Source organism: Phocaeicola faecium, assembly GCF_014837055.1.
GTDB classification, from domain to species: domain Bacteria; phylum Bacteroidota; class Bacteroidia; order Bacteroidales; family Bacteroidaceae; genus Phocaeicola; species Phocaeicola gallinarum.
Genome location: NZ_JACSPQ010000017.1, coordinates 12,391 through 32,489, shown reverse-complemented (window position 1 = coordinate 32,489; position 20,099 = coordinate 12,391). Strand labels below are relative to the sequence as shown.

Sequence of the window (20,099 nt, the reverse complement as noted above, 5' to 3'; positions counted from 1 at the left end):
CAAATACTTATTTGATGATAGCCGCATAACCTCCGCCATCATACATCTTGATGGTTACGGTATCGCCTTGTTTTACTTTCTTGGTGCGGCAGGCGAAGTCTCTTGCCTGTATGTCGACATTTACTCCGTCTTCCCAGCTGGTCATCGTTTTTGTTCCTTTGATGAAGTCGAGGTTGATGTCGAAGGTTTGTCCTTTTTTACCTACCATGCCGCCAATAAACCATGTGTCTCCCGAACGGCGGGCCACTACCACGTATTCTCCTACCGATGCTTTCAGCACGCGGGTCTCGTCCCATACCACGGGCACTTGGCTCAAGAACTCCATGCACTTTTCTTCGCGGTAGTAGTTTGAAGGAGAGTCGGCCAACATCTGCAACGGGCTTTCGTATACCACGTACATGCCCAACTGATGGCAGCGCGTACCCACAGAGGCAGGAAGGTTAAACCATATCTTGTGGTCTTTTTCGTGGAAGTTGAGCATCGCTCCCGGCGTATAGTCCATCGGACCTGCCACCATGCGTGTAAAAGGCAACGTTACGTTATGTTCCGGAGTAACGAAACTTCCCCATTTATGATTCTCAAGACCGGCTACTCCTTCCGAAGTCAGCACGTTGGGGAAAGTACGTAACCATCCGGTAGGTTTGTAAGCTCCGTGGAAGTCTACCAACAGTTTGTGTTCGGCTGCTTTGCGAGCTACGGTGTAATAGAAGTCAACCATCTCTTGGTCATCGCGGTTCATGAAGTCCATCTTGATACCTTTGATACCCCATTTGCTAAACAGGTCGAATGCTTCATCCAACTTTTCGCGGAACGGAGCCCAAGATACCCACAAAATAAGATCGACGTTCTTTTTCTTTCCGTAAGCCACCAGTTCCTCCATGTTGATTTCGGGAACGGTCTTGGTTACATCCCATGCTTCCGACCATCCGTCGTCGAGCACCACGTACTCGATTCCGTAACGCGAAGCAAAATCGATATAATATTTATACGTCTCATTATTCACACCCGCTTTGAAATCTACATCATACAGCGCCAAAGCGTTATACCAGTCCCATGCGATTTTTCCCGGACGTACCCATGAGTAGTCTCCTTCCGATTCGGGAGCCAACTTATAGATAAGCTGATTGGTTATCAGGTTGGCATCATCTTCGGCCACAATCATCGCACGCCACGGATAGTTGCGCGTTCCGCTCACGCGGGCAAGATAATCGGCACGCTTGGTGGGGAATATCTGACGGTCGTCGGTTTTTTCATCCTCTAACGAGTAAGCGGCAAACTTGCCTGCCAGTTCGTATTTGCCCTGTTTCTTCAAGAACATTCCCGGATAACTTTCCAAGTCGGATTCGCTGATGAAGATACGCGCCTTATCGTCTATCTTTATCAGGATGGGAGTGCTGCAAAACTGCTCCGGACGAATTTCAGAAAGTTTCATCGGCTTAAACAAAGGTTGCTGTGCCGACAGCATGGTACGTTCTTCGGGGAACAATGTGTTATAGTCTTTCGGGAAACAATAAGTAGCTTCTTCGCTCAGCACTTTTAAAGAATCGGCAAAATCGGTATGAAACCGGTAAGCCAGACCGTCATCGTACACCCGGAAACGAAGCTGGTATTTATCTGCGCTCAACACCATTTCATTATAATGGTCGCGTATCGTTTTGCTCTTCTGACGAATGACCGGAGTCAGCGTTTTATCTTCTGAAAGGTAATCCACATCGGTAACTTTCATATTCCGGCCGATAACCGTACCGTTATCGAATGTCATTGAGATAGGAGAAGGACTTAATACGACCTGCCCTTTAAAGCTCACAGAATAGGTGGTAATCGCTCCCGTTTCCACATTTACGACAATGTTTTCATCGGGAGATTTTACGGTGTAATTTTCCGCCATCATCTTGCCTCCGCACAAGATTAACGAAAGTATCAATAAAGTCTTTTTCATAAATAGGTTTTTTGATTAGTTAACTTTGATGGCAAAGGTATAAGATAGAAGTAAAACCCATGAAACGAAGAGTACAAACTACGGTCAGAAAAGTACAAACCACTATCTCTATTGTCCAAAATCCTGCCTCTATTGTCCAAATAAATCAGTAACATACTGATAATCATATAAATACAAACACAACCGATTTCTGATATATTTCCGTTCTTTTTTACAGCTTTCAGCACCTGAAATATCAGCACCGGTTCAAATTTACCGGTGCAGTTCCGCCCCAAAACGCAACCGTTAGTGTCAGTCATCTTATGCGGTAGCGTTGACCAACGCTTCCCATAGCGTTGCCCGGTTCTTCCCATAGTGTTTTAAGCCTCTGACAAAGCCGGATGAAAATAAAAACAAATGCTCATCTTCGCACAAAAAATAAAACGTCTGTTCCAGTTTTTTCCGTACATTTGTCGTTTGATTATGATAGACCAAGCCACCATAGACCGTATATTGGACGCCGCACAAATAGTTGATGTGGTTTCCGAATTTGTAACGCTACGCAAACGGGGCGTCAACTACATCGGGCTATGCCCGTTCCACAACGAAAAAACCCCTTCGTTCAGCGTATCGCCCAGCAAGGGAGTATGTAAATGTTTCAGCTGCGGAAAGGGAGGAAACGTGATTCACTTCATTATGGAGCATGAACAGCTCTCGTATTACGAAGCACTGAAATGGCTGGCGCGGAAGTACAACATCGAAATCAAGGAACGCGAACTGACCAACGAGGAGAAGCAGGCAAACAGCCTGCGCGAAAGTCTGTTCGTGGTCAACCAGTTTGCTTCCGAATATTTTCAAGACATTTTATATAATCACATCGACGGGCAACGCATCGGAATGACGTACCTGCGCGGACGTGGATTCCGGGATGACATCATCAAGAAATTCCAATTAGGATACAGCACGGAGAGCCGCGACGCACTGGCAAAGGCTGCCTTGCAGAAAGGTTACAAAGAAGATTTCCTGATTAAAACCGGACTGTGTTACAAAAAAGACGACGGGACCCTGCGCGACCGCTTTTGGGGACGTGTCATCTTCCCGGTACATACCATTTCGGGAAAGGTGGTGGCGTTCGGAGGGCGTGTGTTGAGTGCGGCAACGAAAAACGTGCAGATGAAATACGTCAACTCGCCCGAATCGGAAATCTACCACAAAAGCAAAGAGCTGTATGGCATTTATTTTGCCAAGCAAGCAATCGTCCGTCAAGACCGCTGTTTCCTTGTAGAAGGTTACACCGACGTGATTTCGATGCACCAAAGCGGAATTGAGAACGTGGTAGCCTCATCGGGTACGGCGCTTACGTCCGACCAAATCCGGTTGATTCACCGCTTTACGAATAACATCACCGTGCTTTACGATGGCGATGGAGCGGGTATCAAGGCAAGCATCCGAGGCATTGACATGTTGTTAGAGGAAGGCATGAACGTCAAAGTCTGCCTCCTGCCCGACGGCGACGACCCCGACAGCTTCGCCCGCAAGCACAACGCTACGGATTACCAAGCCTATATCAACGCCCACGAGGTGGATTTTATCCGCTTCAAGACCAACCTGCTGTTGGAAGAAGCCGGGAAAGACCCCATCAAGCGTGCCGGACTGATTTCGAGCATCGTGAAGAGTATCTCGGTGATACCCGACGCCATTGTGCGTTCGGTATACATCCGCGAATGCAGCCAGTTGCTCCAGATGGAAGAAAAAATATTGGTGGAAGCCACGGCGAAACTTATCGAACAGGCGCGCGAAACAAAATTCAAGGAAGAACAGCGCAAACGGGAACGGGAGCAGCGCAACGCCCTTTCGCCTGCTGACGAAACACGGCAGTCGCAACCTGCCGGCACGCTTCCCCCATCGGATGCATCGACACCCGTTCCGCCTCCTCCCGCTCCGGAAGACATACCCGCGTCTGTTATCTCGCCCGCGCCTCAAAGTGAAGAACCGGACAATTACACTTCGTTTATCCCCACCACGGGAAACGAACAAAGCGTTTTCTATGCCAAAGAAGAAGAATTAATCCGGATGCTGATACGCCACGGAGAGAAAATCATGTGTTACGTAGAAGACGAGAACGGCGAGCAGCACCCGCTGACTGTCATCGAATGTATCGCTTCAAGCCTGAAAGAAGACGAACTTCAGTTTCACGACGCACTCCACCGCCGGGTTCTGAAAGAAGCGGAAGCCCACTTGCACGATGAACATTTTACCGCCGAGCGGTATTTCATCGCCCACCCCGACCCGCAGGTAAGCAAACTTGCCGTAGACATGATAAGCGAGCGTTACCAACTTAGCAAATACCACTCGAAAGGGCAGAAAATAGTGACCGACGAAGAACGTTTGTACGAACTGATTCCCCGCCTGTTGGTCGACTTCAAACTGTCTATCGTAGACGAGGAAATGAAGCACACGCTTCAGGCGCTGACCGACCCTGCCATCGCCAACGACCCGGTGCGCTGTGCGGAAATCATGAAACACTACAAGGAACTGCACGAAACACAGAGCCTGATGGCACAAAATGCCGGCGACCGCGTGGTGTTAAAACCGTAAGCGGGAAACAGCAGCAGATGTGCATACGAATACACATCTGCTGCTGTTTTTATAATCACTCCAACACGGCAGCCATACCGCCGTTACGAACCATCTTTACCGATAACTTATCGCCACGCTTTACCGTAATCTCCTTTTTCCGATAATCCATGGCTTGATGACCGGCATTGATGCCATCTTCAAACAAAGTCATTTTATATTGTTTCCCTTCCGGCAGAAAGTCGAAGTTCAAGCTAAAACTACGCTCCTTCTCTTCGTTATTCGTAATGCCGCCTATATACCATTTTCCGGCTTTCCGCTTTGCCACTATCACATATTTCCCCACTTCGGCAGCCAAAACTTTCGTTTCATCCCACGTAACAGGGACATCGGTAATGAAACGGGTACAGTCTTCGTTGCGATAATATAAAGTAGGATTATCGGCAAGCATCTGCAAACCGCTTTCGAACACAACATACAGTGCCAACTGATAAGCACGTGTCCCGATGCTCGACGAATTAGGGCGGCAACCGCTATATACCTCCGGCTGCATACTTATCATGGCTCCCGGTGTATAATCCATCGCGCCCACGGCATTTCTTATGAAAGGGAAATAAAGGCTGTTGTCGGGTGTGCATCCCTGCATCTGTTCCATACCGCGCACTCCCTCGTAAGACAGCACATTGGGATATTTATACTCCAACCCGGCAGGCTTGAACGAACCGTGGAAATCGACCAAAATATGATTTTCGGCTGCTGCACGGGCTACACGCTCATAAAAATTAACCATCCATTGGTCGCTACGGTCCATGAAATCAATCTTCACGCCTTTCACTCCCCACTCATGGAATTTAGCAAACAATTCGGGATGACGGTCGACACACAGCCAAGTAAGCCACAACACAATTCCTACATTCTTTTCTTTTCCGTATCGGATCAGTTCGTGTACGTCTACCTCCGGATTCGGGGTATAAGGATCGTACGTGCTTGCTGCCCACCCTTCGTCTAAAAGGATATAAGGGATTCCGTGCTTGGCAGCAAAATCAATATAATATTTATATGTATTCAGATTAAATCCGGAAACAAAATTCACGTCATCGCCGTAGGGCGAAGCTCCGTTCCACCACTCCCAGCTCACCTGTCCGGGATGTATCCACGAAACATCTTCCAGCTTGCTCTGTCCCGACAGCCTGCAATTCATCGTATTCTCAACAATCACCTTATCGTCTGCCGTCACAACAAAGTACCGCCACGGGAAATCTCGCTTTCCGGATGTACGGGCTATATAATCCGCCTCTTGAAGAATCTTCAAACTCCGGTCTCCGTCTTCGCCAAATTCTAACGGAACTTTCGGGAAAGCAGAAGTTATTCCCCGTTCCTTGTCTCCTGTAAGAAAGAGGCAAGGATAATCATGCAAATCGGCTTCGGAAATCAAGATATGAACAGAATCTGCCGTTTCAAACAACGCAGGGAGAGTAGCCAAACGTTTCTCTGTTTTCCAGTCCCGACAAGCCACATGCGTATAGGCTTCTTCGTACGAAGTCTTAAAACCTCCCGGCTGCTGCAAGTGAAGCAAACAGTCGTCAGGAACGTTTAAATTCATCTCCTCCGTCAGAACCTCAACCTCCCCCTTCCGCTGCAACACAAAACGGTAGGCTACCCCATCGTCATACGCTCTAAACCGTATTCCCCAGTTGCCTTTCATCTGTATAAAGGCTTCGGCACACCGATTCGCAACCGTAGCATATTTTAAGGGAACAACAGGATGTAACTCTTCATTAATTTGTGTCTTCTGAACCTTTCTTACCACAGGATTCAATCCCAAAGTTTCGCCACGCAAAGTCAGGCTCAGTACATTATTTTCTAATACAGGATTTCCTTCCAGAAAGATGTCGTAATAAATTTTATCCGAAGCACGCACTTTTACTTCTATCTTTCCGTTCGGAGAGAGTAAGGAAACAATCTCTTTTGCTGCCAAATTACCGCCAACACAGCAAATCAAAACAAATAGCCAAATGTATTTCATGTATTTAGATTAAAAAATAAAACAAATTATCCGGATAAAAAATTAGGCATGGAATTTACAAGTGAGAGGCTCCCATTTATAAAATCCATGCCTTATCTTAAAGTCCCTCGCAAGGACTGATTTTATTCAGCACGCAAAGTGAAACGCTTGAAGTCAACTACTGCCAATTCAGGGTCAGCAGCTTTCAAAACATCAGCAACCGTTTTCTTCGGATCCATGATGCTTTCTTGTTTCAGCAGACATACTTCTTTGTAGAATTTGCCCAAACGTCCCATTGCGATTTTTTCAATCATGTTTTCAGGTTTACCTTCTTGACGTGCTTTATCGGCAGCGATTTCTTTTTCGCGAGCCAATACGTCAGCCGGAACACCTGCTTCATCGATAGCAATCGGACTCATAGCTGCAATCTGCATACAGATTTCGTGTGCAACCTTTTCGTCGCAAGCCTTGTTGAAAGCAACCAACGTACACAATTGGTTCTTATTTTGGTGGTTGTAAATAGCAGTGCAAGCTCCAGAAACGAAGTTATAACCATCCAATTCTGTTTTTTCACCCGTAATACCGCTACGTTCAACAATAGCATCAGCTACCGTACCGTTACCCATCGGAAGAGCTTTGATTTCGTCGATAGTCTGACATTTGTTAGCGATAGCAGCATCGAGGATAGCCTGAGTCAAAGCCACGAAGTCTGAGTTCTTAGCCACGAAGTCAGTTTCACATTTCAGCGCAATCATAGCGGCATAATCTCCGGTAGACTTAGCCAAAACGCAACCTTCTGAAGTTTCACGGTCAGAACGTTTAGCAGCTACTGCCTGTCCTTTTTTACGGATAATTTCCATTGCTTTATCGAAGTTTCCTTCAGCTTCGGTCAAAGCGTTTTTGCAATCCATCATACCAGCTCCTGTCATTTTACGCAAGTGCTGGATATCAGCCATACTTACAGCCATAGTAATCTTATTTAAATTAGAAATTGAAAATTAAAAATGAATGTTCAAGAACGTCATATACGAAAATTGAGAATTGAGAATTAAAGAAAAAGGATAATAAAATCAATTCCTTTAATTTTCAATTCTCAATCTTCTATTCTTGAATAAATATTAAGCCTCTTCTTCTTTGTCGATGAAAGCGGCAGCCTTAGATGCGTTGATTGCATCTTCTTCAGCCTTATCCATACGCGCTTTAGCCGTTTTTTTCTTCGGAGCTTTCGGAGTATTTTCTCCTGCAGCTTCCATGTCTACCTTCTCAGCTTTTCTTTCTTCCAATCCTTCTGCTACTGCTGCGCAACAAGCATCGAGAATGATTTCGATAGACTTGGTAGCGTCATCGTTTGCAGGGATTACGAAATCTACATTAGAAGGATCTGAGTTTGTATCTACAATAGCAAATACAGGAATACCCAAACGGTTAGCTTCGCGTACTGCGATATTTTCTTTCAATACGTCAACAACAAACAATGCAGACGGCAGACGAGTCAAATCAGCAATAGAACCGAGGTTCTTTTCCAATTTAGCACGCTGACGAGAGATCTGAAGAATTTCTCTTTTTGACAAGTTAGAGAATGTACCATCGTTAGTCAACTTATCGATAGTAGCCATTTTCTTCACAGCCTTACGGATGGTGGGGAAGTTAGTCAACATACCGCCCGGCCAACGTTCGATAACATAAGGCATATTGATAGATGTAGCTTTCTCAGCTACGATTTGTTTTGCTTGTTTCTTAGTAGCAACGAACAGGATTTTCTTTCCTGATTTTGCAATTTGCTTCAGGGCTTCAGCAGCCTCATCTACTTTAGCAACGGTTTTGTTAAGGTCGATAATATGGATTCCGTTGCGTTCCATGAAAATATAGGGAGCCATTGCCGGGTTCCACTTTCTTTTAAGGTGTCCGAAGTGGCAACCAGCCTCCAATAATGTATCAAAATTTACTCTTGACATTGTTTTAATCTTTAAATCGTTTACTTTCTTTTTTGTTAATTGAACCAACTGCCGGGTAGTTTCTCCGCAAACCATGTAGGGAAAATCCCGACGGTTTAGATACTAAACGCTTTTATTTTAAGTTTTTGAGTTTTTAAGCTCTTGAGTCGGCGTAAGTCTGGGGAAACCGATTACTTAAACAAACTTACAAACTTAAAAACTAACAAACTCAAAAGCTTAACGTTTACTGAACTGGAATCTGCGGCGTGCTTTCGGACGTCCCGGTTTCTTACGTTCAACGGCACGTGAGTCACGAGTCATGAAGCCTTCAGCACGAAGTGCCTTCTTGTCTTCCGGATTGATTTTCACCAACGCACGAGCGATAGCCAAGCGCAGAGCTTGTGACTGACCGGTGAAACCGCCACCACGCAGATTTACTTTGATATCATATTTTTCAGCAACTTCCAATTTGTTCAGCGGCTGTTTTACTACATATTGTAGGATGGATGATGGAAAGTACTGTGCAAGGTCTCTCTTGTTAATAGTAATCTTTCCCGTACCTTCGCTTACGAAAACGCGAGCTATCGCGCTTTTACGTCTGCCTAATGCATTTACTACTTCCATTTCTATTATTTAAGTGAGTTAATATCAATTACTTTCGGAGATTGAGCTTCGTGTGTATGTTCGCTTCCTTCATAAACATACAAGTTGCCCAGCAATTTATCGCCCAAACGATTTTTAGGAAGCATTCCTTTTACGACTTTCTTCATCAGCTTCTCAGCGCCGTTGGGTTTCGCCATCAAAGCAGCCGGAGTCATTTCACGCTGTCCGCCCGGATAGCCTGTATAACGCAGGTAAATCTTGTCGGTCCATTTTTTACCCGTAAATTTTACTTTGCTTGCATTGATAATGATTACATTGTCGCCGCAATCTACATGAGGAGTAAAGTTCGGTTTGTACTTTCCTCTCAACAATTTTGCAACTTTCGCACCGAGACGGCCTACGACCTGATCGGTAGCATCAACTACAACCCATTCTTTCGTTGCAGTTTCTTTGTTTGCTGAAATGGTCTTGTAACTTAAAGTATCCACTCTTAAATCTTTTTTTAAAATGTTACTACTAAAAAACAACTTTCCTCGCGTCTCATTCATCTTCGGACAAAGACAAACAAAACGTTTCGGATTAAATTTTGTCACTTTTGATAATAATCGGCGTGCAAAGGTACGGCTTTTCCGTGAACAGGCAAAAATTTTCTACTTTTTTTGCTGGTAAAGAATTGATTTTTATAGCTTCTTAGGATATTCGCTTCTCCGAAAACGCTATTTCAGATTTGATTACAGAAAAACGGCGTGTACCGACTTTCTTTTTTTAAGTTTCGTAATGTACACGCCTTTTCATTATATCGAAGTGCTTACTTCTCGTGATAATCTCCGTTTGCCTTGATCAGCTCTACGAGTTTTTCTACTGCTTTTTCTTCGGGAATGTTTTTTTCGATGCACTCTTTCTTTTTATAGAGGCTGATTTTTCCTCGTCCGGCACCTACATAACCGTAATCGGCATCTGCCATTTCACCGGGACCGTTGACAATACATCCCATAACGGCTATTTTCAAGCCTTTCAGATGAGACGTTGCCGCTTTCACGCGGGCTATGGTAGCCTGCAAGTCATACAGCGTACGGCCGCATCCGGGGCATGAAATGTATTCCGTTTTCGAAGTCCGCAAGCGTCCGGCTTGCAAGATGGCAAAGGCTGTTTCATCGGATTGAGCAGATGTAAATTCGCTCTCACAAAGGTTATAGAGCAAAATACCGTCACACAGCCCGTCAAACACCAACGCACCCATATCTACAGCTGCCTTTATCTGGAAGTCTTCGAGCGCGGTTTCCTGATAATGTTGGAAAAATACCAACGGATTCATCAGTCCTTCCGCCATCAGTTGGTGTGCGATTCCTCTCAGCTCGCCCAACCGGTTGGGGTGATTGCTTTGTGCAATAATCACAACTTCGGGATGGCGTTTCAAGCAGGCTATCACCTCATCGTTCATCCCCATATAAGAAGTAAACAGAAACTTCAGCGGTGCCGGAGAATAATGCAGCTCGATTAACTGCTGACCGGTAAACGCCGGATAGGTATTTTCTGTTCCGTTCCATGCCGTTGCGTCTACCATGTAGCCGATATCCGCACGCATCACTTCGGGCAGTTTTTGCCCGCAATAGATGTAATCCGGCTTAAAGGATTCATTTACCGCCATGTCGTCGCTATCCAAGCGTGCAGAAATCACTATGGGCAGATTATTTCCGCCGATATTTTTTACTGCAACCGTTTTGCGGCGTGCCGAATCCACGTAGTTAAATTCGGGGGCGGCTTTTCCGGGAATATAAGGATGATTTTCCCGACGGATAACGTAATCCACAATTTTCCGAGCTACGGGGATTTCGTTTTCGGGTTCTTCGCTCAGCGAAACGCGGATGGTATCACCCAAACCGTCGGCAAGCAGCGCACCGATACCCAATGCCGATTTGATGCGCCCGTCTTCGCCGTCGCCGGCTTCGGTTACTCCCAGATGAAGCGGGAAAGCCATGCCTTCAGCTTCCATCTGCTGTACCAACAGACGCACGGTTTTCACCATGACGGTGGTATTCGAGGCTTTGATGGATATAACGACATCAGTGAAATGTTCGCTCACACAGATGCGCAAAAACTCCATACACGATTCTACCATGCCTTGCGGCGTATCGCCATAGCGCGACATGATGCGGTCGGACAGCGAACCGTGGTTTACTCCGATACGGATTGCCGTATGATTCTCTTTACAGATATTGAGGAAGGGAACGAAGCGGTCGCGTATTTTCTGCACTTCGGCGGCATATTCCTCGTCGGAATACTCCAGCGACTTGAAGGTACGCGCGGCATCCACGTAGTTTCCGGGATTAATCCGCACCTTTTCAGCATAAAGAGCAGCAACATCGGCTACGTTAGGATTAAAATGCACATCGGCCACCAAAGGGGTATCATATCCTTTTTCACGCAGGCCGATGTTTACATTTTTCAAATTCTCAGCCTCGCGCGTCCCCTGTGTGGTGAGGCGCACATACTCTCCTCCTGCTTCGATGATACGTATAGCCTGTTCCACACAAGCCTCCGTGTCCGTGGTAGGTTTGTTAGTCATGCTTTGCAGGCGGATAGGGTTGTCTCCACCCATCGGAGTTGCCCCGACGTTCACCTCATCCGCCTGTCTTCGTGAATAGTTGAAAAGATCCATAATCAATTCGTCTTGAAAGCAAACTTCACTTCTTTCAATTCTTCGTTAGCCTTCACGATTTTATTCTTCAGCCCTTCTTTATAGGCAGCAAACTTCTGAGCTAATTCACTGTCTGCCAATGCAAGCATCTGCACGGCAAGAATAGCTGCATTCATCGCTCCGTTTATGGCAACCGTAGCCACGGGAATGCCCGGAGGCATCTGTATAATGGAATAAAGTGCATCTACTCCGTCGAGTACCGAACCTTTTACCGGAACTCCGATAACCGGCAGGGTTGTATTTGCAGCGATTACGCCCGGCAGAGCAGCCGCCATTCCGGCAGCGGCGATAATTACTTTAATGCCTCTTCCGGCCGCTTCTTTTGCAAATTTCTCCACTTCGGCAGGAGTGCGATGAGCTGAAAGTGCATTCATTTCGAACGGAACTTGCATCTCATCAAGCAGTTTTGCCGCTTTTTCCATAACAGGAAGGTCAGACGTACTGCCCATAATGATACTTACAATGGGTTTCATTTCAAATTACTTGGTTTTAAAATTCAAAAAATCATTCATTTATTATATTCTGATATGCTTCTGCATCCAGCAAGCCCAAAAGTTCATTGGGGTCGGTAGGACGCATCTTTATCAGCCATCCTTCGCCGTAAGGGTCTTGGTTTACCAGTTCGGGATGTTCTTCCAGAGCCGGGTTCACTTCCAATACTTCTCCGCCGACGGGGATAAACAGGTCTGACACGGTTTTTACAACTTCAATGGTTCCAAACGTCTCGCCTTTTTCCAGCGTTTCGCCTTCGGTAGTGATGTCAACAAAAACGATGTCGCCTAATTGCTGTTGCGCATAATCAGTAATGCCTACATAAGCCTCTTCTCCATCCATGCGAATCCATTCGTGTTCGCTGGTGTACTTTACATTGGTTGGGAAATTCATAATTTTATCTTTTAAGGGATTAAACAATTTAGCTTCAAATAAACAAAATTCCGACGACTCCGCAAAACAAACCGACTAAAAAACCGCCTCCTACTTCGTTAAGCGTGTGCTGACGGACTATTATCCGTGCCGAACCCAGCAAACCTGCCAGCAAAATAAAGAAACAAAGCCAGCTTACGGGGTTGAACTGGAAAATAAAACTATACGAAAGCAGCCCGCCTACCATGATGCCGCAACTCGCCATGTGGGTGCTGATTTTCCATTTGATGTTGATTACCGCACACAGAATCATGCAAATCAGCGTTGCGACAACGATACCGCTCATGTAACGGGGGATATGGATGCGGTACATCGTTATCAGGCAGGCTATGTAGCTCAAAATCGTCATTGCGTAAGGGATAAAACGCTTTTTGCGATTCCCTAATTCGTGGATGCTCCACCCGTTTATTTTTTGGAACAAGTAAATGCCCAGCATCGGCAGAAAAATGGTGAAACAATAAACCAGAACAAGTACCGTCACCTTATAACCGAGGGGCATAATGCGCAAATAAGTGAACAAAAAGAGCAGCAAAAAGGCTACAAAAGGAACCATAAACGGAGTAAAAACAGCCGAAATAATCCGCGCCGTCATAAAGAGTCTGCCTTTTGCAGCTCCATCTTGCGGGTTCCTATTAAACCGATGGTAAGCCAGTTGGTCGGGGATATTCGTTTCTTCCATGATTATCTTCTTAAACGTGCCACGGGGATGTTCAACTGTTGCCGATACTTTGCCACCGTACGTCGGGCTATGGGGTAACCCTTCGATTTCAACATATCGGCAAGTTCGTCGTCGGTATAAGGGTTCGCCTTATCTTCACCGTCGATACATTCTTTTAAAATGCGTTTTATCTCGCGCACGGAAAGTTCTTCACCGCTTTCCGTCGTATAGCCGTCGCTGAAAAAGAATTTCAGCGAATAAATGCCGTAATTAGTCTGTACGTATTTGCTGTTGCTCACGCGCGACACCGTTGAAATGTCAAGTTTCGCACGTTCAGCCACGTCTTTCAGAATCATCGGGCGGAGTAGTGACTCATCGCCTTCTTGGAAAAAGGGGCGCTGGAGGTCGATTATCGCCTGCATGGTGCTGAGAAGGGTTTGCTGACGCTGTTTCACCGCATTGATAAAACCCTGAGCAGCATCTACTTTTTGTTTCAAAAACATCAGTGCATCTTTCGACTCCTTGCTTTGGTTTGCCCGGTTGCGCGTATGTTCGTCCAACATTTCGGTAAACTCGCGGCTCAACCGCAGTTCGGGCACATTGCGGTTATTCAGACTCAGGTTGATGGTTCCGTCTTCTTCCGTCTCCACGATGAAATCGGGCACTATCTGTTGCATATTTTTACCAATCGTTTCACCCAACGAACTGCCCGGACGCGGATTCAGCTTGGTGAGCTCTGCCGCTGCCTGATTATACTGTTCTTCGGTGATGCCGAGTCTCTGGATGATTTTATCTTTATTCTTTTTCGTGAAATCGTCGCAACATTTGCTTATGATGTCGTACTCTATCTGCTTCAACGGGGAATCTTCCTTGCGCCTGATTTGCAGCAACAGACATTCCTGCAAACTGCGTGCGCCTATCCCGGCAGGGTCGAAATCTTGGATGACCGACAGAACATGCTCCAACTGTTCTGATGTTACGTAAACTCCCTGATAAATAGCCAGTTCATCAATCAGCGTTTCGGTAGACTTACGCAAGAGTCCGTCATCGTCCAGCGAACCGATAAGGTATTCGCCCAACTGTTTTTCCTCCGGCGTAAGATTCTGCATGTCAAGCTGTTCTTTCAGTGTCTCATAGAAAGACACGCTGTCCGAAAAAGGGATTTCTTCGGGCTTATTATCTTTTGAATGATTATTTTCCTGAAGTTTATAATCCGGTATGTCATCCTCACTCCGGTAATCGCCCAGCGAGAGGTCTTCTCCATAATCGGTATTCGGTTCTCCGTCCTCGTCGGTGGCATAGTTTTCTTCCGCCTCATCCGACGAATCGGCAGAGTCTTTACCTTCTTCCAATGCAGGATTATCCAAGAGTTCCGCACGGACACGCTCTTCCAGCTCCACGGTAGGGAGTTCCAGCAATTTCACCGCCAAAATCTGTTGGGGTGATAAAGTCTGTATTTGTTGCTGTGCTTGAGTTTGTACCTGACGTGAACTTTGTGCCATATCCTTCATAATTTTTAGTTGTCACAAAAGTACGAATTTGTATCGTAATAACCTGCGATTGGATACTGAATAATTTTTAAACCCAGCCGAACAAACGGAAGAAAACCATGATGACAGAACCGGAAAAACGCTACCGTTAGCGTTGGTCATCCCATGCGGTAGCGTTGCCCGGTTCTACCCATAGAGTTCATTGGTTCTACGGGTAGAATTTTTCGGCTCCAAGCGAAAGCAAACACCTCCTAAAAATCAACACATTAAATCAATCAGCCCAATAATAAAAAATAAACCCTGAAAGTTTTTCCATCCAACTTTCAGGGTTCACCTTATGACTTATCCGTCACCGGAAGTTTTCTCATTAGTGCGATAACAATCAGTTGCCCTCTTCTTCGATAAACACTTTTCCGTTCCGCTTGGATACGCTAACCTTACTTCCTTTGGGATTCAGATTAAACGGCGTGATGTTTTCCGTACGGTTATCGACCACCATCAACACGCTTTCTTCTGCAAACCGTTCTATCTGTAATGTAACATCGGCACTGCCCATCGTGCGGTTCATCAGCAGACTGTCGTTCACAAAAACCGACAGGCTGTCGCCTGCAAACCCGGATGCGATTTCTACAGTATAAACACCTTCAAACGCCCGCTGTTCGCCTTTCGAACGGGAACGGAAGCCCAAATACAAGAACAGACAAACCACAAAGAAAACCCCAAACGCCAACAGCCCGTTGCCTATCATGAATTGCTTATTACTATTAATGCTTTTGTTTCTCATAATATAATATTTTAAGATTGCAGATTCAGCAAGTGAATAATTGTTTCTTTGTCGCGCCGCAACTGAGATATCAGCGCATCAAGACTGTCGAATTTTTTCTCGCCCCGAATGTAATGTAAAAATTCAACGCGCATCTGCTTATAATAGATGTCTTCGGAAAAATCAAAGATATTAACCTCGATACTCCGTTCAGCGCCGTTATCCACCGTAGGACGATGTCCGATGTTCAACATACCCGCATAACGTTTCCCGCCGATATAGACGGCTACCGCATAGACGCCTTCGGCAGGAACCAACTTGTCGGCACACGACGGGCGCAGGTTGGCTGTAGGAAAGCCCAATTTGCGTCCTACCTTGTATCCGTCTACCACTACCCCGTCTAAATAATAATGATAACTTAAATAATGATTGGCATCTTCCACCTGTCCTCTTTTCAGCAGGTCGCGGATGACCGACGAGCTGATGGAAACACCTTCTTCCACCAATGCCCGCGCCTGTCGGACTTCCATTCCCAACTCTTCTCCATAACGACAATAATCGTGAAAGCTCTCGCTGCGATTGTGACCGAAACGATGATCGTAACCGATAACCAGCGCACGGACATTGAAACGGTTACGCAGCAACGCCATAAACTCACGTGCCGAAAGTTGCGAAAGCTGGCGGGTAAAGGGCAACATGATACAATAATCCGCATCCAGCGTTTGCAGCAGGGCCTCTTTCTGCGGAAGGCAGGACAATAATTGAGGCTGGTAATCGGCTTGCATCACCTGACGCGGATGCACGGGAAAAGTAATTAAAGCCGTCGGCATCCGGCGCTCTTCCCCCACCTGACACAACTGGCGGACCAGATAACGGTGTCCGCGATGTACCCCGTCGAAACACCCGATGGTAGCGACACAGGGAGGTAGTGATATTTGTATATCGTCTGTGATTATTTTCATGAAATGTATCGAAATATGTCCGACAGATCGGAACCGGGAACATAATGAACGGTCTGCATACCCACCGAAGCAGCCGACCGGCAATTAACCTCGGCATCGTCAATAAACAATGTTTCTTCCGGATTCAGCACGGCTTCGCTCAGCAGCTGCCTGAAAATAGCCGGGTCGGGTTTCGCCATGCGCATACGATAAGAAAGAAATATTTGCTTGAAACAGCTTCTCACGTCCGTACCTTCGTAACGGAACACACGCGGGGAAGCTGTTTCCCAATGTAATTCGTTCGTATTACTCAGCAAGTACAGGTTATACCGTCCGGACAAATCCAGCAATAAACGCAACTTTTCCTCCGGAATATCAAGCACCTCCATATTCCAAAGACGGTCTATCACCTCATCCGGCAACGACCGGCGGGTAAGGCGGCGCACGCCCTCCCGAAACTCAGCCGTACTGATATCCCCACATTCATAATGGCGGAAAAGTCCCGCTTCGTTCGTTCCGGTTATCAACGTTCGCACGTCTGCTACCCCGGCATTCTCGAAAGCCTTTATGCAGCCTTCCACATCGAGATCGACCAACACGCCTCCCCAGTCGAAAACCACATTCCGCACAGCATTACCGTTCATACTCACGCCTTGTTAAGTCTCTTGATACCACGCCAGATTTCTCCTATCCACAATACAATGGATGTTCCACCGATGATATAACCCCATTCGACCAACGAAAGCGGTTCGGTACGGAAAACTTTTCCACCGAATGTAACGATGATAATCTGTCCGATAAGGATGATAATCGCCACGCTCAGCATACCCAACGCATGACCGGCATCCTTAAAGATAGAATGATTGGTTCCGAACACGCTGGCATTGAAAAGATTCCAGAACTGCAACATCACGAAGATGGTGAAGAATATGGTGAGGTAATGAACATTCATCTCTCCATCGGGCAACAAGCCATCGGGCAATCCTTTGAAATAAACCAACAGTCCCATTAAAATAACAAGGAATCCGAAAGCTACTCCGAAGATGTTGTTACGCATGGCAGGTGTAATGATGAAATCGGTGCGCTTACGTGGCTTTTCGTTCATAACATCCATACTGGGCGAAATAGAAGCCAACGCCATAGCAGCGAAAGTATCCATAATCAAGTTAACCCAAAGCATCTGGGTAACGGTAAGCGGAAGGGAAGTTCCGAAGAATGCGCCTAACAACACGCTAAGCAAAGCAACCACATTGATGGTAAGCTGGAATACGATGAACCGCTGGATATTCTTATAAAGCGAACGTCCCCACATAACTGCCGTGGCAATGCTGCGGAACGAATCATCCAACAAGGTAATATCACTGGCTTCTTTTGCTACGGATGTTCCTGTTCCCATCGACAATCCCACTTGAGCATGATTCAACGCCGGAGCATCGTTCGTACCGTCTCCGGTAACGGCAACCACCGCACCTTTTTGTTGCAACAACTGTACAAGTCGTTGCTTATCCATCGGACGCGCACGGCTCATTACCTTCAAATCGAGTACACGGTCGAGGGCTTCTTCATCGCTCAGAGCCGCGAACTCTACTCCGGTGATCCGGTTACGCTCTGTATCTTCCGGTTTCCACAACCCGATTTGGCGTGCTATTTCTGTAGCCGTACCCGGCGTATCTCCCGTAACAATCTTGATTCCGATTCCGGCAGACTGGCATCTCTTCACGGCATCGGGCACATCCGGACGAATCGGATCGCTGATGGCAAAAATGCCCAAGAAAGTCATGCCTCCCTTTTTCACCAGTTCGGCACAGTCGGTCGGATCGCTTGCATCTACATATTTATATGCCAACCCCAACGTACGCATCGCCTTGTTCTGGTAAGCCAATAGCTGTTCATTATTCAAACGTACCTGTTCGGCACTCAAATCACACTTGCTCATTACGATTTCAGGAGCACCTTTAATATAAAGTACACGCTTATTTTGCAAGGGCGAGTCAACCAGCGTAGCCATGTATTTACGCTCGGTTGAGAACGTCAGCTGATTGACGATTTTCGCTCCTTCGCGCAACGCCATATAATCTTTCCCCTGCTCATTCAGCCACAAGAGCAATGCTATTTCCGTAGGGTTACCCACCCCTGACGGTTTTTCTCCTTCTGCCTTTTCTTCCAAGAAAGCCGTTGAGTTAGCCGATATACCTTCGGCTATCAAGTCAGATTTGGTATCATCTAACTTCGCCTCGTAGACCTGCATCAGATTCTGCGTCAGCGTACCCGTCTTATCTGTACAAATCACCGTAATGGCACCCATCGTTTCACAAGCGTGCATCTTACGCACGAGGTTATTGGTCTTCAGCATCCGACGCATATTCAGAGCCAAACTCAACGTCACGCTCATCGGCAAACCTTCGGGAACAGCAACCACAATCAATGTCACTGCCATCATAAAGTATTTAAGCACGATACGGGCAACTTCCAACCATTGATGCCAATCGGTAACCGTGTTATTATTAAAATATACGTATAAATCTTTACTGGTAAAAATAATGAAAGTCAACGCAGCAATCGTAAATCCGGCTTTCCCGATCAAGTTGGCAAGTTTGGTAAGCTGGATATTCAACGGCGTCTGCTCCTGACTCTGCTCCGTAGCCTGACGAGCCACCTTTCCAATTTCTGTAGCATCTCCTACCCGTTCAACCCGCATCGTACCGTGTCCGTCAGTAATCGTTGTTCCACGCATCACCGCATTCGAAGGATAAGTAGCCTCCTCATCGAAATGCGCTTCATCCGTGGTTTTATTCACCATCAATTCCCCGGTAAGGCTCGATTCATTAACTTGCAATGAAACCGCCTCAACCAACGTACCGTCTGCCGGCACCTCTTCTCCGGTATTCAGAATAACGATATCGCCCACTACAATATCCTTACGAGGTATTTCATGTACCTTACCGTTTCGAAGTACCGTAACCGGCGTTTCTTCACCTACAGCGTTTAACAAATCAAACTTTTTATTTGCGTCATACTCAAAATAAAAGCCAATCCCTGTAGCCAAGAATATTGCAAAAAAGATACCAATCGTTTCAGCATACTCATTCTCAATGATAGAAATAATCAGAGAAAAAACAGCCGCAACGAGTAATACCCGTATCACAGGGTCATTGAATTTTTCCAAATAAAGTTTCCACATGGAAGGTCGTTTGGGCGGAGTTAAAAGATTACTACCATACCGCTGACGACTTTCGAGAACTTCGTTATCAGTAAGTCCGGTCAAATGAGAGTCTTTAACATTCTGTGACATAAGTCTAAAATTAAAATATTCAGTGACGCAAAAATACAATATATATTGGAAGCAATGAACTTATTAGTTTTTTTTATTAATTTTTTCCGCCGAAATGTTGTTTGTTTTCTTTTAAACTATTACTTTTGCACTCGGTTTCTGAAACACAAATGAAACACCGGACTTGTAGCTCAGTTGGTTAGAGCAACAGACTCATAATCTGGAGGTCCCAGGTTCAAGCCCTGGCTGGTCCACTGATAAACTCCTGTAAGTTAAATGCTTATGGGAGTTTTATTTTTATCCTCTGTTTATGAATC

At 46.0% G+C, this 20,099-nt stretch carries 16 protein-coding genes and 1 tRNA gene; 2 read left to right on the top strand and 15 right to left on the bottom strand.

Annotation, left to right across the window (positions count from 1 at the left end; all coding sequences use genetic code 11):
* Positions 1–7 precede the first annotated feature (7 nt).
* Positions 8–1,939: a glycoside hydrolase family 97 protein gene (locus H9626_RS11385; RefSeq protein ID WP_191710533.1), complete on the bottom strand. Its 1,932-nt coding sequence runs from the start codon at positions 1,937–1,939 to the stop codon at positions 8–10.
* A gap of 462 nt (positions 1,940–2,401) precedes the next feature.
* On the opposite strand from H9626_RS11385, the gene dnaG reads away from it, so the two are divergent.
* Positions 2,402–4,516, top strand: coding sequence for a DNA primase (gene dnaG / locus H9626_RS11380; protein ID WP_191710674.1), 2,115 nt, complete (start codon positions 2,402–2,404; stop codon positions 4,514–4,516).
* Positions 4,517–4,571: 55 nt separating this feature from the next.
* Here the strand turns inward: dnaG and H9626_RS11375 are convergent, their stop codons facing one another.
* The 14 genes from H9626_RS11375 to H9626_RS11310 form a co-directional block, all read right to left on the bottom strand.
* Positions 4,572–6,521 carry a glycoside hydrolase family 97 protein gene (locus tag H9626_RS11375; protein ID WP_191710532.1) on the bottom strand — a complete coding sequence of 650 codons (1,950 nt, stop codon included), beginning with the start codon at positions 6,519–6,521 and terminating at the stop codon, positions 4,572–4,574.
* A 122-nt stretch (positions 6,522–6,643) separates the two neighbouring features.
* The gene (gene tsf, locus H9626_RS11370) at positions 6,644–7,468 is read right to left on the bottom strand and encodes a translation elongation factor Ts (RefSeq protein ID WP_191710531.1); all 825 of its coding nucleotides are present in this window, start codon (positions 7,466–7,468) and stop codon (positions 6,644–6,646) included.
* Between the two features lie 150 nt (positions 7,469–7,618).
* Complete coding sequence (rpsB, locus tag H9626_RS11365) at positions 7,619–8,455, bottom strand: 30S ribosomal protein S2 (RefSeq protein ID WP_191710530.1); 837 nt, start codon at positions 8,453–8,455, stop codon at positions 7,619–7,621.
* A gap of 216 nt (positions 8,456–8,671) precedes the next feature.
* Positions 8,672–9,058: a 30S ribosomal protein S9 gene (gene rpsI, locus H9626_RS11360; protein WP_178256308.1), complete on the bottom strand. Its 387-nt coding sequence runs from the start codon at positions 9,056–9,058 to the stop codon at positions 8,672–8,674.
* A 5-nt stretch (positions 9,059–9,063) separates the two neighbouring features.
* The gene (rplM, locus tag H9626_RS11355; protein WP_178256309.1) at positions 9,064–9,525 is read right to left on the bottom strand and encodes a 50S ribosomal protein L13; all 462 of its coding nucleotides are present in this window, start codon (positions 9,523–9,525) and stop codon (positions 9,064–9,066) included.
* Positions 9,526–9,845: 320 nt separating this feature from the next.
* Positions 9,846–11,696: a 4-hydroxy-3-methylbut-2-en-1-yl diphosphate synthase gene (locus tag H9626_RS11350; protein WP_191710529.1), complete on the bottom strand. Its 1,851-nt coding sequence runs from the start codon at positions 11,694–11,696 to the stop codon at positions 9,846–9,848.
* 2 nt (positions 11,697–11,698) lie between these two features.
* On the bottom strand, positions 11,699–12,208 hold the full coding sequence (gene purE, locus H9626_RS11345) for a 5-(carboxyamino)imidazole ribonucleotide mutase (protein WP_178256311.1): 510 nt from the start codon (positions 12,206–12,208) through the stop codon (positions 11,699–11,701).
* A 31-nt stretch (positions 12,209–12,239) separates the two neighbouring features.
* The gene (gcvH, locus tag H9626_RS11340; RefSeq protein ID WP_178256312.1) at positions 12,240–12,620 is read right to left on the bottom strand and encodes a glycine cleavage system protein GcvH; all 381 of its coding nucleotides are present in this window, start codon (positions 12,618–12,620) and stop codon (positions 12,240–12,242) included.
* A 34-nt stretch (positions 12,621–12,654) separates the two neighbouring features.
* On the bottom strand, positions 12,655–13,251 hold the full coding sequence (locus H9626_RS11335; protein WP_178256318.1) for a hypothetical protein: 597 nt from the start codon (positions 13,249–13,251) through the stop codon (positions 12,655–12,657).
* Positions 13,252–13,340: 89 nt separating this feature from the next.
* Entirely contained in the window at positions 13,341–14,819 is a 1,479-nt protein-coding gene (rpoN, locus tag H9626_RS11330) for an RNA polymerase factor sigma-54 (RefSeq protein WP_191710528.1), read from the bottom strand.
* Positions 14,820–15,189: 370 nt separating this feature from the next.
* A complete protein-coding gene (locus tag H9626_RS11325) occupies positions 15,190–15,591 on the bottom strand; it encodes a hypothetical protein (protein ID WP_191710527.1) in 402 nt (133 codons plus the stop codon).
* Positions 15,592–15,602: 11 nt separating this feature from the next.
* Positions 15,603–16,532 carry a riboflavin biosynthesis protein RibF gene (ribF, locus tag H9626_RS11320; RefSeq protein ID WP_178256315.1) on the bottom strand — a complete coding sequence of 310 codons (930 nt, stop codon included), beginning with the start codon at positions 16,530–16,532 and terminating at the stop codon, positions 15,603–15,605.
* Positions 16,529–17,155 (bottom strand): HAD family hydrolase, encoded by a 627-nt coding sequence (locus H9626_RS11315; RefSeq protein ID WP_191710526.1) that lies wholly within the window; start codon positions 17,153–17,155, stop codon positions 16,529–16,531. Before H9626_RS11315 ends, ribF begins: the two co-directional genes overlap by 4 nt.
* Before the next feature lie 2 nt (positions 17,156–17,157).
* Complete coding sequence (locus H9626_RS11310) at positions 17,158–19,803, bottom strand: calcium-translocating P-type ATPase, PMCA-type (protein WP_178256317.1); 2,646 nt, start codon at positions 19,801–19,803, stop codon at positions 17,158–17,160.
* Positions 19,804–19,962: 159 nt separating this feature from the next.
* Between H9626_RS11310 and H9626_RS11305 the strand changes: the two genes are divergently transcribed.
* A tRNA-Ile gene (locus tag H9626_RS11305) sits at positions 19,963–20,036 on the top strand.
* Positions 20,037–20,099: the final 63 nt, after the last annotated feature.

Excerpts from the sequence above, each read along its gene's own strand:
- H9626_RS11325 (WP_191710527.1), bottom strand. The coding sequence starts at position 15,591 with ATGAGAAACAAAAGCATTAATAGTAATAAGCAATTCATGATAGGCAAC.
- H9626_RS11335 (WP_178256318.1), bottom strand. The coding sequence starts at position 13,251 with ATGACGGCGCGGATTATTTCGGCTGTTTTTACTCCGTTTATGGTTCCT.
- purE (WP_178256311.1), bottom strand. The coding sequence starts at position 12,208 with ATGAAACCCATTGTAAGTATCATTATGGGCAGTACGTCTGACCTTCCT.
- rpoN (WP_191710528.1), bottom strand. The coding sequence starts at position 14,819 with ATGGCACAAAGTTCACGTCAGGTACAAACTCAAGCACAGCAACAAATA.
- ribF (WP_178256315.1), bottom strand. The coding sequence starts at position 16,532 with ATGAAAATAATCACAGACGATATACAAATATCACTACCTCCCTGTGTC.
- dnaG (WP_191710674.1), top strand. The coding sequence starts at position 2,402 with ATGATAGACCAAGCCACCATAGACCGTATATTGGACGCCGCACAAATA.
- H9626_RS11375 (WP_191710532.1), bottom strand. The coding sequence starts at position 6,521 with ATGAAATACATTTGGCTATTTGTTTTGATTTGCTGTGTTGGCGGTAAT.
- rpsB (WP_191710530.1), bottom strand. The coding sequence starts at position 8,455 with ATGTCAAGAGTAAATTTTGATACATTATTGGAGGCTGGTTGCCACTTC.
- gcvH (WP_178256312.1), bottom strand. The coding sequence starts at position 12,620 with ATGAATTTCCCAACCAATGTAAAGTACACCAGCGAACACGAATGGATT.
- tsf (WP_191710531.1), bottom strand. The coding sequence starts at position 7,468 with ATGGCTGTAAGTATGGCTGATATCCAGCACTTGCGTAAAATGACAGGA.
- H9626_RS11350 (WP_191710529.1), bottom strand. The coding sequence starts at position 11,696 with ATGGATCTTTTCAACTATTCACGAAGACAGGCGGATGAGGTGAACGTC.
- H9626_RS11385 (WP_191710533.1), bottom strand. The coding sequence starts at position 1,939 with ATGAAAAAGACTTTATTGATACTTTCGTTAATCTTGTGCGGAGGCAAG.
- rpsI (WP_178256308.1), bottom strand. The coding sequence starts at position 9,058 with ATGGAAGTAGTAAATGCATTAGGCAGACGTAAAAGCGCGATAGCTCGC.
- H9626_RS11310 (WP_178256317.1), bottom strand. The coding sequence starts at position 19,803 with ATGTCACAGAATGTTAAAGACTCTCATTTGACCGGACTTACTGATAAC.
- H9626_RS11315 (WP_191710526.1), bottom strand. The coding sequence starts at position 17,155 with ATGAACGGTAATGCTGTGCGGAATGTGGTTTTCGACTGGGGAGGCGTG.